The following is a 13,760-nucleotide window of genomic DNA, read 5'->3' on the forward strand; positions in this document are numbered from 1 at the left end:
TGTGCGGGTGTGCGGGTAGGCGGTGTGCGGGGTGTGGGGGAGTGGGGGTACGGCTGCCGCAGGCGCACCCCGTACCGACCCCCCACCCGGTGCACCGACCCCCACCCGGTGCACCGACCCCCACCCGGTCAAGACCCCGGTGCCCTGTCCACCAGCCCTGTCTGCATCCGCACCGTCTTGCGCCGAGCGATCCGCGTCGCCCGCCCCGGCGGAAGGTTCTGGCCCTTGACGTTGCCCAGGACGTAGCCCTCGGACGGGGGGCAGGACAGCAGCAGGACAGGGGTGTTGACCTCCTGGAGGCGGCGCAGGAGGGTCTCGCCGAGGCCGCGACCGGCACCGGCGGCGGAGCGGGCGACCACCAGGTGGAGGCCGACCTCCCAGCCCAGGGCGAGGTGGTTGAGGAGCGGGTCGAAGGGCTGGTTCATCGGGCCGGCGCCGACCATGTCGTAGTCGTCGACGAGGATGAACAGCCTCGGCCCGTTCCACCAGTCGGCCAGCCGCATCCGGCCGGGCGCGATGTCCGGGCCCGGCACGCGGGCGGCCACCGCCCTGGCGGCCCCGTTCGTGAGGTCCTTCAGCGCGTCGACGGAGACCGCGTGCCCCAGCCGGTACGCGTCGGGGATCGCCTCGACCAGATCGCGCCGGTAGTCCACCAGCATGATCCGGGCCTCGGCCGGCGAGTACCGGTCCATGATCGCCTGCGCCACCAGGCGCAGTGTGTTGGTCTTGCCGCTCTCGGTGTCGCCGACCACGATCATGTGCGGGTTCTCGGCGAAGTCGTGCCACACAGTGGAGAGTTCCTCCTGCTCGATGCCGAGCGGCATCCGGAAGTCGCCCTCGGCGGCCGGGAGTTCCGTGGCGGGCAGCAGGGTGGGCAGCATGCGGACCCGGGGGGCGGCCTCGCCCGGCCAGCACTCCTTGACCGCCGAGACCATCGCCGCGACGCCGTCCGTGAGGTCCTCCGAGTCCTCCACGCCGTCGATGCGGGGCAGGGCCGCGAGGAAGTGCAGCTTGCCTTCCCGGGTCAGGCCGCGCCCGGGGATGCGCGGCACGGTGGCCGCCCGCCGGGCGTCCACCTCGGAGTCCATGGAGTCACCCATGCGCAGTTCCAGGTGGGTGCCGGCCTGGTCGCGTACCGCCGCCGTCAGCTCCACCCAGCGGGCGACCGTGACGATCAGGTGGATGCCGTAGTTGAGCCCGCGCGCCGCGATCGCGCTGAACGTCTGGATGTTCCGGTCGAAGTCCTGTCGCACGGTGGACCAGCCGTCGATGACGAGGAAGACGTCGCCGTGCGTCTGGTCGGGGAACTCGCCGGTCGCCCGCCGTCTGCGGTAGGTCGCCATCGAGTCGATGCCGTGGTCGAGGAAGAACTGCTCGCGCGCCGCCAGCAACGTGGTGACCTCGGCGATGGTACGGCCCACCCGCTCGGTGTCCAGCCGGCTCGCCACCCCCGCCATGTGCGGGAGTTCAGCCAGTCCGGACAGGGTGCCGCCGCCGAAGTCCAGGCAGTAGAACTGCACTTCGCGCGGGGTGTGGGTGAGGGCGAGCGCGGTGAGCAGGGTGCGGACCAGGGTCGACTTGCCGCTCTGCGGGCCGCCGGCGACGGCCACGTTCCCGCCCACTCCGGACAGGTCCACGGTGAGCAGGTCGCGCAGTTGCTCGAAGGGCCGGTCGATGATGCCGATGGGCACGGTCAGCTTGCCGCGCAGGGGCCAGCCGACGGTGGTCAGGCCGAGGTCGTGGTGCGGGGTGAGCGGGGGCAGCACCTGGTCGAGGGTGGACGGCAGGTCCAGCGGCGGAAGCCATACCTGGTGGGCGGGCGGGCCCGAGCCGAGCAGCCGGCCCACGGCCACCGACAGCAGGGTCTCGCCGCTCTCGTCCGGCTCCGGCTGAGGCTCCGGTTCCGGCTCGGAAGCCTGCCGGGGCACCACCCAGCCGGCGGTCCAGGGTGCCAACTGGCTTGCCACGCGGGCCTGGTTGGCGCTGCCCCCACGCTCCTCGTACGGCCCGGAGACATACGCGGCGCGGAACCGGGCCAGTGCCTCCACACCGGACTTCAGGAAGCCGCTGCCGGGCTGCGGCGGCAGCTCGTAGGCGTCCGGCACCCCGAGCACGCCCCGGCTCTCCATCGCGGAGAACGTCCGCAGGCCGATGCGGTACGAGAGATGGCTCTCCAACTGGTGCATGCGGCCTTCGTCGAGCCGCTGCGAGGCCAGCAGCAGATGGACGCCCAGGGACCGGCCGAGCCGGCCGATCATCACGAAGAGCTCCATGAACTCCCGGTGCGAGGCGAGGAGTTCGCTGAACTCGTCGACCACGACGAACAGGCTGGGCAGCGGGGCCAGCGGTGTTCCGGCGGCCCGCGCCTTCTCGTAGTCCAGCGCGGAGGTGTAGTTCCCGGCGGCCCGCAGCAGTTCCTGACGGCGGATCAACTCGCCGTGCAGCGCGTCCTTCATCCGGCCCACCAGCGCGGCCTCACCGGCCAGGTTGGTGATGACCGCCGAGGTGTGCGGGAGTTCGTCCAGGCCGAGGAAGGTGGCGCCGCCCTTGAAGTCGACCAGGACGAAGTTCAGCGTCTCCGAGGAGTTGGTGAGCGCCAGCGCCAGCACCAGCGTCCGCAGCAGTTCGCTCTTACCGGAGCCGGTGGCCCCGATGAGCATGCCGTGCGGGCCCGTGCCGCCCTGCGCGGACTCCTTGATGTCCAGTTCCACCGGGGTGCCGTCGGCGCCGACCGCGATCGGCACCCGCAGCCGCATCGGCCCGGTGTGCCGGGCCCACAGGTCGGCCGGGTCGTGGCGGTGCAGGTCCGGGATGCCCAGGAGGGTGGTCAGTTCGGTGCTCGCGGAGAGCGGCTCGGAGACATCGCCGCCCAGACCGAGCCGGTACGGGGAGATCAGCTTGGCCAGCGTGGTGGCGCCGCGCGGCCCGAGACGGTCGGGGCGGCCCAGCCGGGCCATCTGCTCCTTGCGTTCCCGGTCGGTGCGGACCAGGTCGAAGGCGTCCTCGGTCACCTCGAAGCGCAGCGTGACCCGGCCCGGCCGCCAGGACAGCGCGCCGCCCAGGTCGAGCACCACCGTGTTGCGGAAGCCGGTGCCGTCCACCCGGTGCCCGGTGGGCACCGCGCCGCCGTCCACCACGATCACCGTGAACGGCTCCTCCCGGCCGGACGTCGCGTCCGGGTCGAACGACGGCCGTTCCAGGAACTCCGCGCCGAGCAGGTCCTCCAGCTCGTTGAACGAGGAGACGATCATCCGGGCCGGGCCGGCGCCGTCGTGCTCCTGCGGATGCAGGCTGTGCGGCAGCCACTTCACCCACTCCCAGTCCGCCCGCCGCTCGTCCGACACACACAGCGCGATCCACACGTCGTCGGGTGCGTGGAACGCCGCCAACTGGGCCACCATGGAGCGGGCCAGGGACCGTACGGCCTCCTCGTCGCCCCGGAACAGCACCCGCGCCCAGGCCCGCAGGAAGATCGCGATGGGCTGGTCGGGGACGGTCCCGTAGGCGCGGATGAAACTGCGCAGCGCGTGCGCGGTGAGCGGCTCCATGTCCTCCACCGGGCTGGTCGACAGCGGTGTCAGCCGCAGGCCCAGCTTCTGGTCGCCGACCGCCACCCGGACCTCGCCGAAGTCCTCGTCCTGGGGCCGCCGTTCCCACAGCCGGGTGGTGCCCGCCATCGACCAGAGCGCCGAGGGCGGCGGGTGCCGCCAGGCGAGGGCGTGCTGCTGCTCGGCGACGGTGGCCCGCACCTTGCGCCGGGTCTGGGTGAGATAGCGCAGGTAGTCGCGGCGCTCGCCCTTCAGACGCTGCTTGCGCTCGCTGTTCTTCCGCATGGTCTGGCCGATGATCATCACCGCCGACGACAGCACCATCAGGCCCATTGCCAGATACATGAAGCTGCTGTTGGAGCCCGTGCTGCCGGGCCGCATGAACATCAGCATCATCGACACCGACATCAGCGCCATCGGCAGATAGGTCCAGATGGCCGAGCTGTCCGGCACCACCTCGGGCAGCGTCGGCGGCTCCTGGAGGCTCAGCTCGCCCTCGGGCATCTCGGGGCCACGCCGACGAGCCGGCCGGCGGAACAGGACCACACTCAACGAACAGTCTCCTCAGGAAGGCAGAGAGGCAGCGGGTAGCCCGGTGCACGGGGCGGGCGCCACTCCAGCTAATGTGCGTCATCCCGAAAGGCGCCTGTGCCACCCGCGCCTCGAATTGCCCTTTCGTACAAGGCTGGTTGACACGCGGGACCGTGCGCGATTCTCATCGAACCACCAAACCGCCAAAAACACTGAAGCAACTCAAAGCCGACGAATCATCCGTGGAAGCCGGGAAGACCCGGGCGAAGCGTGAGCCTGCCCTGATGGAGCCTGCCCGATGCCGGACAACCAGACAGCCGGACTCTGCCGTCTGACCGTGCGCGCCCCCAGCAAGAGCATCGACCTCGCGGTGCCCGCCGACGTCCCGGTGGCCGACCTGCTGCCGGCCGTGCTCGGCTACGGCGGCGCCGACCTCGGCGAGACCGGCATCGACCACGGCGGCTGGGTGCTCCAGCGGCTCGGCGGCGCACCGCTGGACGAGGAACGCACCCTCGACTCGTACGACCTGCGCGACGGCGAGACCGTCTACCTGCGGCCCCGCGTCGACGCGCTGCCCGAGGCGCACCTGGACGACCTGGTCGACGGGATCTCCACCACCATGCGGGGCCGCCCGTACAGCTGGACCCCGGAGGTGAGCCGCTATGTGCTGCGCGGTGTGGCCGTCGCACTGCTCGCGGTGGGCCTGCTGGTGATCGCCCTGCCCGGCGGACCCGGGTGGGTGCGGGCCCTGTGCGCGGCGGGCGGCGGGCTGCTGCTGCTCGCCGGGGCGGCCTCGGCGAGCCGCGCGGTCGGCGACGCGGGCGCGGCCGCGGCCCTGGGCTGCATGGTCGGCCCGTACCTCGCGGTGGCCGGCTGGCTGCTGCCCGGCGGCTCACTGACCGGCCCGCACGGACCCGAGACGCTGGGCCTCCGGCTGCTCGCCGCCTGCGCGGCGGGCGCGGGCGGCGCCATCCTGGCGCTGGCGGCGGTGGCGAGCTTCGCGGCGCTCTTCCTCGCCCTCGCCGTGATCGCCGTACTCGGCGTGCTCGCCGGGGTCCTGATGTCGGCGGCGGACCTCCCGGCGCACCATGTGGCCGGCATCGTCGCCCTGGTCGCGGTGGTGCTCGGGGCGTTCGTGCCTTCGCTGGCCTTCCGGATGTCGGGACTGCGGATGCCGCCGCTGCCGACCAACGCCCAGCAGCTCCAGGAAGGCATCGAACCCCATCCGACGGCGGTGGTCTCGGCGCGCGCGGTGCTCGCCGACGGCTGGATGAGCGCCCTGTACGGCGCCACCGGCGTGACCTGCGCCGTCTGCCTGGTGCTGCTCGCCGGGCACGACGGCCTGCCGGAGATCACCATGGTGGTGGCGCTGTCCCTGCTGCTGGTGCTGCACGGGCGCGGGCTGGGCAATGTGTGGCAGCGGCTGTTCCTGGTCGTCCCCGGCATCGCCGGGGCGCTGCTGCTGGTCGTCGAGCAGGCGGCCGGCGCCTCGCCGGGCGGCCGGCTGCTGACGGCCGGCGCGCTGCTCGCCGCGACTGCCGCTGCCGCGATCACGTCGTGGACGGTGCCGGGGCGGCGGCTGGTGCCCTACTGGGGTCGCGCCGGGGAGATCCTGCACTCCGCCGCGGCCATCAGCCTGTTGCCGCTGGCGCTGTGGGTGCTGGGTGTGTACGGGGCCCTGCGGGGGCTGAACGCGTGAAGTGGGGGAGGGCGCGGGCGCCTGCGGCGTGCTGCCCCCCGGACCCGGTCTCGAGGGCGGAGCCCCCGCGCCCCGCGCCCCGCAACCCGCGCCTTCCCGACGAGACACAGTGCGGCTCCGCCGCGTGGGGGCCTCCGCCCCAGACCCCGGTTCGCGGGGTCCGTCCCTGCAACCCCGCAGCGGCCCCGCACCCCCGCACCCCCGCACCCCCGCGCCTCGGACGCCGACATGCCCCACCCCCCCACACCTGACCCGGACGGAGTCCCCTCGTGCAGACCAAACGCGACCAGGTCATGGCGCACATGTTCGTCATGGGCCGGCTCACCTCGGCCATGCTGCGAGCCGATCCGGACGCCCCGGAGAGCCCGCAGGGCAGGACCAACCGGGGGGTGGCGATCGGCATCGTGATCGCCGTGCTGATCTCCGCCGGCGCCTTCGTGTTCGGGCTGCTGAAGCCCGGCACCAGCGACTCCTGGCGTGCCGCCGGCACCCTGGTGGTCTCCAAGGGCACCGGGTCGCGCTACCTGTACCTCGACGGCCGGCTGCGGCCGGTGCGCAACTACGCCTCGGCGCGGCTGCTGGTGGGCGCCGAGCTGAAGACCGTGAACGTCGGTGAGGCGTCGCTGGCCGACACCCCGCGCGGGATGCCGGTCGGCATCCCCGGCGCTCCGGACGTACTGCCCGGGGCTGCCGCCCTGGACGGCGCCCCCTGGCAGGTGTGCTCGGGCTCCCTGGCGGGGGACACCGCCGCCACGCTCGGGGTGGCGCGGCGGATCACCGGCACCGGGCTCGGCGAGCGGCAGGGACTGCTGGTGACCGGGCCCGATCGGGAGACCTATCTGGTGTGGCAGGGCAGCCGGTTCCGGCTGGACCGGAAGGGCAACGTCCGTGAGGCCCTCGGTTACGGCTCGCACCAGCCGGTCGCCGTGTCGGCCGCGTTCCTCAACGCCCTGTCGGCGGGGCCGGACCTGACCCCGCCCGCGGTGCCGGGGCGTGGCGGCCCGGGGCCCGAACTGGGCGGCCGTCCGACGCGGGTCGGCGAGGTCTTCACCGTCGCCGCGCCCGGCGCCACCGAGCGGTACTACCTGCTGGGTGCGACAGGCCTGACTCCGCTCACCGCGACCGCCGCCGCGCTGGTGCTGAGCGACCCGGAGACCGTGGCGAAGGTCTACGGGGGCCGTACGGCAACCGCCGTGCCCCTTGAATCCACCACGCTGGCCGGGCACTTGGCACCGGCGTCCGATGCGACGGCAGGAGCGGGGGCGGAGGGAGCGGGGACGGCATCCGGGGGTGCGCTGCCCGCCACGCCGCCGGAGCCGGTGGCGCTGACGGCGGACCTGACGGCCTGCGCCGCCGTGGAGTCCGGGCAGTCCGGCACCCGGGTGAGCGTCGCCCTGGTCGAAGCGGACGGGCTCGGCCCCACTGCCCAGGGCCCGGCCGAGTGGTTCACGCCGGCCTGTGTCGCGGTCGGCCGGATCACGGTGCCGCCGGGCGGCGGGGCCCTGGTGCACGCGCTGGGCGCGGACGGCTCCGACATCGGCGCCACGCTGTACCTGGTGACCGACACGGGCATGAAGTACCGCGTCCCGTCGGCCGACGCGCTCACCGCGCTCGGCTACACCGCCGCACAGGCCCAGGACCTTCCCTCGTCCCTGCTGGCGATGGTGCCCACCGGGCCGGACCTCAGCCCCGAGGCCGCGACGCTCGGCCGGAGCAGCACGACGACTCCGCCGTGCGGGGCCGGCCCTGGGGCCTGAGCTCCGTTGCGGGTGCGGGCCGGGTGCGGGCCGGGTGCGGGTAGGGGGCGCTGCGGCGGGCTTCAGCCCACCCCGCCCCTTCCCCAAACCGGGGCGCTGTCGGGGGCGGAGCCCGGAAGTGCACGCAGGTGCAAGGCTGCGCGGCCGCAGGTGCAAGCCCGTGGCCCCGGGCTTTGAGCGGTCGCCCGCCGCCTTCTAGCGTCAGACGTACGTGTGCACCGGCCGGGCCCATCGCCCGCGCCGGAAAGCCACCGCAGCACACCGGGCCCTACGTCCGGCGCCGACGAGATCCGGAGGAACAGCCCGTGGCAGGTTTGCAGCAGTCCCAGGTCCGTGACACTCAGAACGGCATCAACGCCCTGGAGCAGGCGTTCACCAGTGTGCAGACCCGCCGGCAGGACCTCGAGAACACCAAGGCCAACCTCGCCACGAGCCACCAGGGCTCGGACGGCAAGGCGTACCAGGAGCTGCTCGGGCTCTGGGACGAGCAGGCCGAGGTGATCTCCCGGAACCTGCGCGACATGATCGACACCCTGAACGAGACGCTCAAGCAGCAGGGCATCGCCCAGGGCTCGGCGAACGACTCCGTCAACCAGGCGTACAACCAGTCGCAGTCGGTCTTCGACGCACTCAGCGGCTGACCGGGCAGCGGCAGCCACCGACCACAGCCCACAGCCTCCCCACCGCGCGAGACGAGGAAGAAGATGGCCGACTACAACGACGGATTCATCTACGTCGACTACGCCAGCATGAACAACGCCGCTGAGGACATGATCCAGCAGACGAGGGCCATTTCCCAGATCCTCACCGACCTGGACTCCGAGCTGACTGCGCTCAAGAACAGCTGGGAGGGTGACGACCGGTCGGTGTACGACCAGAAGCAGGCGTCCTGGCACGCGGCCGTCGAGAAGATGCGGCAGCTGCTGCAGAGCCACTCCGGCCTGCTGCTCGACGTGACGGACAACTACAAGCGGACCGAGCAGGCGCTGACCCAGAGCTGGGAGGGCGTCCGTATCGGGCGCTGACACCCGTAAGGGTACGTGCGAGCAGGGGGCGGCTGTCCGTAAGGCGATCAGGTGACCGGGTGACCGACTGGCCAGGTGACCGGCGACCGTACGGGCCGTCGCCCGTGCGCTGTGTGCTGTGCGCGGCGGCCGGGCGGGCCGCCGGCGGGTGATCGACGGTCGATGGTCGGGCGGATGACGGAGACGAGGGCGTAGGACATGGCGGATTCCGGCAAGACTCCGGTGAAGCTCGACAAGACGGCGGTCAAGCAGTTCCTCACCGAGGAGGTCCGCCCCTTCAAGGAGTCGGTGAAGAAGGTCCTCAAGGAGCCGAACGAGGACGGCGTCCTGCCCCTGCCCTGGCACTCGGCCGAGGCGAAGCACGACGCGACCTCCTCGATCGCCGGCGCCAAGATGCCCTTCGCCATCGGCGGCATGGCCGGGGACGCCAGTGTGCTGCTCAGCTCCACCCACCTGCTCAGCTCGGTGACCGGGATGATCACCCAGGTCGAGGACATCCTCAAGCTCCAGATCCGGCTCTTCGCCGACATCGAGGAGGGCCTGGAGGACACCGTCCACTCGCTGCTCAAGACGCAGGACGGCAACCTCGGTTCCATCAACGGCGAGAAGATGGTGGACGTCTTCATCGACGTCGACGACGACCTGTCGACCATGAACGGTGGGGGTGACGAACTATGACGTTCAATATCCTCCACGACGAGTACATCCGCGAGCTCACGGACACCGACGACTGGTGGCACCGGGCGGTGGAGCTGCTCACCGGCCTCTCCCCGCTCCCGAAGCGCACCACCCTCTTCGAGGAGTGGACCGGCAACCACGGCATTCCGCTGATGCTCGTCGAGCTGACCAAGCAGAAGAGCGTCACCTACGTCGACTTCGACGACCTCGACTGGCGCAGCGAGAACCTGGGCGCCAACATCTCGAAGACCGACTTCGTCATCCCCTTCTACACCAGGGGCGGTGACGACGGGGAGGGCTCGGAGGTCGCGTACTACAAGGCCCGGATCACCTTGCTGATCAGCAGCACCTCGGACCCGGCGGACGGCGGTGTCCGGACCGGCGTCGAGGTCAAGAGCAAGTATAAGGAGCGCCTCGGCCTGACGGGCGACGACCTGATCTGGGACAACAAGAACTTCGTGAAGTACTCCTACGCCGGCGGGCTGGCGCTGAAGACCGCGCTCAACTACGACGACGACGAGGCCGACAACGGCACGTACGGCTTCTACTGGGACGGCATCGACGTGCCGGCCGACGCGTCGGTCGTGCTGCGCACCTTCGACGGGGTGGCCGACTCCTTCGACCGGCTGGCCCGCTTCTTCAAACGGTCCGCCGACGAGACCGAGCGATGGAAGCAGTGGATCGGCACGGAGGACAACAACGCCTGGCAGGGCACGGCCGCCGGCGTCTTCCAGGACCTCATCCACAAGATCGCCCGGGTGTACGAGGGGTACGCCGAGGACACCGTGCGCCATGCGGGCGGCTCGATCCAGGGCCAGAAGATCCGCGAGGCGCGCAAGGCACTGCGTGACGGGATGAACGACCTCTACTGGGCCTGGGACTACTGGCAGCGCAACTACAGCAATCCGCTGCGCTGGCTGATGGACCGGCTGCTGGAGCTCGCGGACTGGGTGTGGGACCACAACATCATGAAGATCAACTACACGTCGAGCACGACGAGCGACAGCGACGGCAACTGGACGACCACGAGGGACTACTACACCGAGGGCGGCTTCTCCCAGAACGCCCAGCTGGACCACGGCACGCAGGACTTCGGCCGGCTGGACAACCTCGACACCTGGAAGAAGATCGGCGATCTCGCCGTGCAGCTCTGGCAGGCGGGCGTCACCGAGCATCTCAGCGTCCCCGCCAAGGACATCCTGACGTCGGTGCACAACGCGTGGAGTCCGCAGACCTTCGACATCGGTGAGATCCGTACGCGTACCACCGGCGACACGCTGAAGGCCGACTGGCAGGAGGACCAGGCCAAGAAGGACAAGGCGGAGGCCGAGGCCCAGGCCAAGAAGGACAAGGAGGAGGCCGAAGCGGCGGCGGCAGCGGCAGCCGCGGAGGCCGAGCGGATCAGGAAGGAACAGGAGGCGGAGGCCGAGCGGATCAGGAAGGAACAGGAGGCCGAAGCCGAGCGGATCAGGAAGGAACAGGAGGCCGAAGCCGAGCGGATCAGGAAAGAGCAGGAGGAGGACCAGGCTCGCCGGGATGCCGAGGCCGAAGCCCGCTACCAGCAGGAAAAGGAAGACCAGGCCCGCCGGGACGCCGAGGCCGAGGCCCGCTACCAGCAGGAGAAGGCCGACCAGGAAGCGGCGGAAGCCGAGGCCGCAGCCCAGTACGAGCGGGAGAAGGCCGAGCAGGAAGCCGAGCAGGACCGGCAGGAGGCCATAGCCGAGGAGCGCTACCAGCAGGAGCAGGCCAAACAGGACGCCGCCGAAGCCGAAGCCGAAGCCCGCTACCAGCAGGAGAAGGCCGACCAGGAAGCCCAGCAGGCCGAACAGCAGGCCGCGCAGGAGGCCCAGCGGCAGGAGCAGGCCGAGCAGCAGGCCAAGCAGGAGGCCGCTCAGCAGGCCCAGCAGGAGGAGCAGAAGGCCCAGCAGGCCGCTCAGCAGGCCCAGCAGGAGGAATACCAGCAGCAGCAGATGGTCATCCAGCAGCAGCAGATACGGCAGCAGCGGGAGGACCAGGAGCGGGCTCGCAAGGAGGCGGCGGCCGAGCAGGCGGAGCAGGAAGCCAAGCAGGAGGCCGCCGAGGCGGAGCAGAAGGCCGAACAGCAGCAGGCCGAGGCGGAGCAGAAGGCCGAGCAGCAGGCGGCCGAGGAGAAGTACGAGCGGGAGCAGGCCGAGCAGAAGGCGGAGCAGGCACGCCAGGAGGCCGAGCAGAAGGCCGAACAGGCCCGGCTGGAGGCCAAGCAGGACGCCCAGCAGGCCGAGCAGGAAGCCGCGCAGGAGGCCCGGTACCAGGAGGAGAAGGCCGAGCAGGTCCGCCAGGAAGCGGAGCAGAAGGCTGAACAGGCCCGGCTGGAGGCCAAGCAGGACGCCCAGCAGGCCGAGGCCGCGGCGAAGCAGGAGGCCCAGCAGGCGGCGGCCGACGCCAGGTACGAGCAGGAGAAGGCCGAGCAGAAAGCCGAGCAGGCTCGGCAGGAGGCCAGGCAGGACGCCCAGGAGGCCGAGGCCCAGGCCAGGTACGACCAGGAACAGGCCGAGCAGAAGGCCGAACAGGCCCGGCTGGAGGCCAAGGAAGACGCGCTCCGGACCGAGCAGCAGGCCCGGGAGGACGAGTACCGGCAGCAGCAGCTCCAGGCGCAGGAGGACTACCAGAGCCGCTACGAGAGCTCGCTCAACGACCCGGCCAACAGCCTGGTCAACGGTGCCGTCAACGGCCCGGTCAACGGCAGCGGTTCGCTGACCAACCCGGACGGCAGCACCTCGTACGTCGACAACCAGGGCCGGGTGATCACCGACTTCTCCGACGGTACGAAGACCATCGTCGACCCGGACCTCCAGACCTCCACCGTCATCCGCCCCGACGGCCAGTCCACGACCGGCCCCCTCAACGCGGACGAGGTGCTGAACAACCCGGACGGCAGCCGCACCTACGTCGACTCGCAGGGCCAGGTGGTGACGAACTACCCGGACGGCAGCAAGGCGACGGTCGACCCGGACAGCGGCGTCACGACCGTCACCGAGCCGAACGGCAACTCGACCACCGGGTATCTCAACAACGGCGGCTCCGGCTACCAGTACCAGGACACCACCACCCAACTTCCGTCGTACGAGGAGGAGTTGTACGACAACGCCGCCTACGGCGACTCGGCCTCCGACTACCTGGCCGGCAACACCGCAGCCGCCGCCCAACAGCAACAGCAGTCCCAGATGCCCATGGGCGGCATGCCGTTGAACGGCATGCAGAGCCCCCGGGGCGGCGGGGGCAGCGGCGAGGGCAGTGGCGAGCGGGTCCGCAACGTCATCGACAGCGATGGGGCGATCAGCAACCGCGCCCGGTCCGCGACCCGGAGCAGCAACGGCGGCTTCGACGAGCGCGAGGCGACGGTGGCCACCTCCGGCGGCACCCCCTTCATGCCCCCGATGGGCGGCGGCGGGTCCGGCGGTCCGGGGCAGCAGCAGACGGAGAGCGGGGACCGTGTGCGCGACACCTGGGTGCAGGAGGACGAGGACGTGTGGGGCACGGACGAGGGCGGTGCGCCGGCGGTGATCGGCCGGTGAGCCGGTGAAGGCGAACCGGGGGAGGGGCGACCGATGAGCGTGCAGGTGAACCAGAGGAGCGACGACCGGTGACCGAGGGAATCAACCAGCAGATAGCCGAGGCGATGGCCCACCTGGAGGCCACCCAGGCCGCCGTGGCCAAGGCCGAGGCCGGGCTGCGCGACGCCACCGCGACGGCCCGCTCCCGGGACCGCGCCGTGGAGGCCACGGTCGGGGCGCAGGGGCAGCTGACCGGCCTGAAGTTCCTGGACAACAAGTACCAGGGCATGACGGCCACCCAGCTGTCCGCCTCGGTCCTGGAGGCCGCTCACCAGGCCCGTACCAAGGTCACCCGCCAGGTGATGGACACCTTCGGCCCGCTGATGGGCGCCAATCCGGCGATCCCCGGGGGTCGGCCCATCGAGGTCGACTGGGCGGGCATCTTCGGGGCCGACGCCGTGGGCGGCAACGGCCGGGGCGGCGGCCGGTCGGCGGGCGACCGGTTGCGCGACGAGATCCACGAGGACGACACCGACACCGACACCTCCACAGGCAGGAGCAGGGCATGAGCGTCGACGAAGGCAGGTTCGTGGCGAACATCCCCGAGCTGAGGCAGTGCGGCGAGGAGATGCGGGACATGAGCCGGGAGATCGTCAGCATGTTCGCCGACTTCGACGCGGGCGTACAGCTCTTCTCGGCGTGGCCCGGTGACGGCACGGACAAGCCGTCCCAGCAGTTCCAGCTGAGCTGGGACGAGCGCAACAGGAACGTCCGCGCGGTCGGCGACCCGATGGAGCAGGCGGTCGTCGGCGTGGTCGACGCGACCCTGAGCAACATGAACAGCATCAGGGGCACCAGCCAGTACGCCCAGGACGAGATCAACGACGAGCGGTCCCGGACGGACTCCGTGATGGACGACCTCGACTCGGGCTACGGCTCCGACTCCGGCTCCGACACGCGGCACTGAGCAGCGGGCACGGCTGTCGGAC

The 13,760-nt window shown here is 71.3% G+C and carries 9 protein-coding genes; 8 read left to right on the top strand and 1 reads right to left on the bottom strand.

From position 1 onward, the window contains the following. Nucleotides 1-128: 128 nt before the first annotated feature. Complete coding sequence (gene eccCa / locus ABZ725_RS08605) at nucleotides 129-4,094, bottom strand: type VII secretion protein EccCa (RefSeq protein WP_358802081.1); 3,966 nt, start codon at nucleotides 4,092-4,094, stop codon at nucleotides 129-131. A 283-nt stretch (nucleotides 4,095-4,377) separates the two neighbouring features. Here eccCa and eccD point away from each other — a divergent pair, with 283 nt between their 5' ends. The 8 genes from eccD (at nucleotide 4,378) to ABZ725_RS08645 (ending at nucleotide 13,738) form a co-directional block, all read left to right on the top strand. Next, entirely contained in the window at nucleotides 4,378-5,778 is a 1,401-nt protein-coding gene (eccD, locus tag ABZ725_RS08610; RefSeq protein ID WP_358801985.1) for a type VII secretion integral membrane protein EccD, read from the top strand. A gap of 269 nt (nucleotides 5,779-6,047) precedes the next feature. After that, nucleotides 6,048-7,535: a type VII secretion protein EccB gene (gene eccB, locus ABZ725_RS08615; RefSeq protein WP_358801986.1), complete on the top strand. Its 1,488-nt coding sequence runs from the start codon at nucleotides 6,048-6,050 to the stop codon at nucleotides 7,533-7,535. A gap of 305 nt (nucleotides 7,536-7,840) precedes the next feature. Continuing rightward, nucleotides 7,841-8,176, top strand: a complete 336-nt coding sequence (locus tag ABZ725_RS08620) for a WXG100 family type VII secretion target (protein WP_358801987.1) — start codon at nucleotides 7,841-7,843, stop codon at nucleotides 8,174-8,176. Between the two features lie 63 nt (nucleotides 8,177-8,239). Further along, on the top strand, nucleotides 8,240-8,560 hold the full coding sequence (locus ABZ725_RS08625; RefSeq protein ID WP_358801988.1) for a WXG100 family type VII secretion target: 321 nt from the start codon (nucleotides 8,240-8,242) through the stop codon (nucleotides 8,558-8,560). 198 nt (nucleotides 8,561-8,758) lie between these two features. After that, on the top strand, nucleotides 8,759-9,238 hold the full coding sequence (locus ABZ725_RS08630) for a type VII secretion system-associated protein (RefSeq protein ID WP_358801989.1): 480 nt from the start codon (nucleotides 8,759-8,761) through the stop codon (nucleotides 9,236-9,238). Then, the gene (locus ABZ725_RS08635) at nucleotides 9,235-12,792 is read left to right on the top strand and encodes an AAWKG family protein (protein WP_358801990.1); all 3,558 of its coding nucleotides are present in this window, start codon (nucleotides 9,235-9,237) and stop codon (nucleotides 12,790-12,792) included. Before ABZ725_RS08630 ends, ABZ725_RS08635 begins: the two co-directional genes overlap by 4 nt. A gap of 68 nt (nucleotides 12,793-12,860) precedes the next feature. Beyond that, nucleotides 12,861-13,340 (top strand): YbaB/EbfC family nucleoid-associated protein, encoded by a 480-nt coding sequence (locus ABZ725_RS08640; RefSeq protein WP_358801991.1) that lies wholly within the window; start codon nucleotides 12,861-12,863, stop codon nucleotides 13,338-13,340. Then, a complete protein-coding gene (locus ABZ725_RS08645; protein WP_358801992.1) occupies nucleotides 13,337-13,738 on the top strand; it encodes a hypothetical protein in 402 nt (133 codons plus the stop codon). The genes ABZ725_RS08640 and ABZ725_RS08645 overlap by 4 nt, the downstream gene beginning before the upstream one ends. Nucleotides 13,739-13,760: the final 22 nt, after the last annotated feature.

Origin of the sequence: Streptomyces sp. NPDC006872 (assembly GCF_040635845.1) — a bacterium.
Lineage (GTDB): Bacteria > Actinomycetota > Actinomycetes > Streptomycetales > Streptomycetaceae > Streptomyces.

Bases quoted from the DNA above. Each gene is read 5' to 3' on its own strand.
- eccD (WP_358801985.1), top strand. From the start codon at position 4,378: ATGCCGGACAACCAGACAGCCGGACTCTGCCGTCTGACCGTGCGCGCC.
- ABZ725_RS08625 (WP_358801988.1), top strand. From the start codon at position 8,240: ATGGCCGACTACAACGACGGATTCATCTACGTCGACTACGCCAGCATG.
- ABZ725_RS08630 (WP_358801989.1), top strand. From the start codon at position 8,759: ATGGCGGATTCCGGCAAGACTCCGGTGAAGCTCGACAAGACGGCGGTC.
- ABZ725_RS08635 (WP_358801990.1), top strand. From the start codon at position 9,235: ATGACGTTCAATATCCTCCACGACGAGTACATCCGCGAGCTCACGGAC.
- ABZ725_RS08645 (WP_358801992.1), top strand. From the start codon at position 13,337: ATGAGCGTCGACGAAGGCAGGTTCGTGGCGAACATCCCCGAGCTGAGG.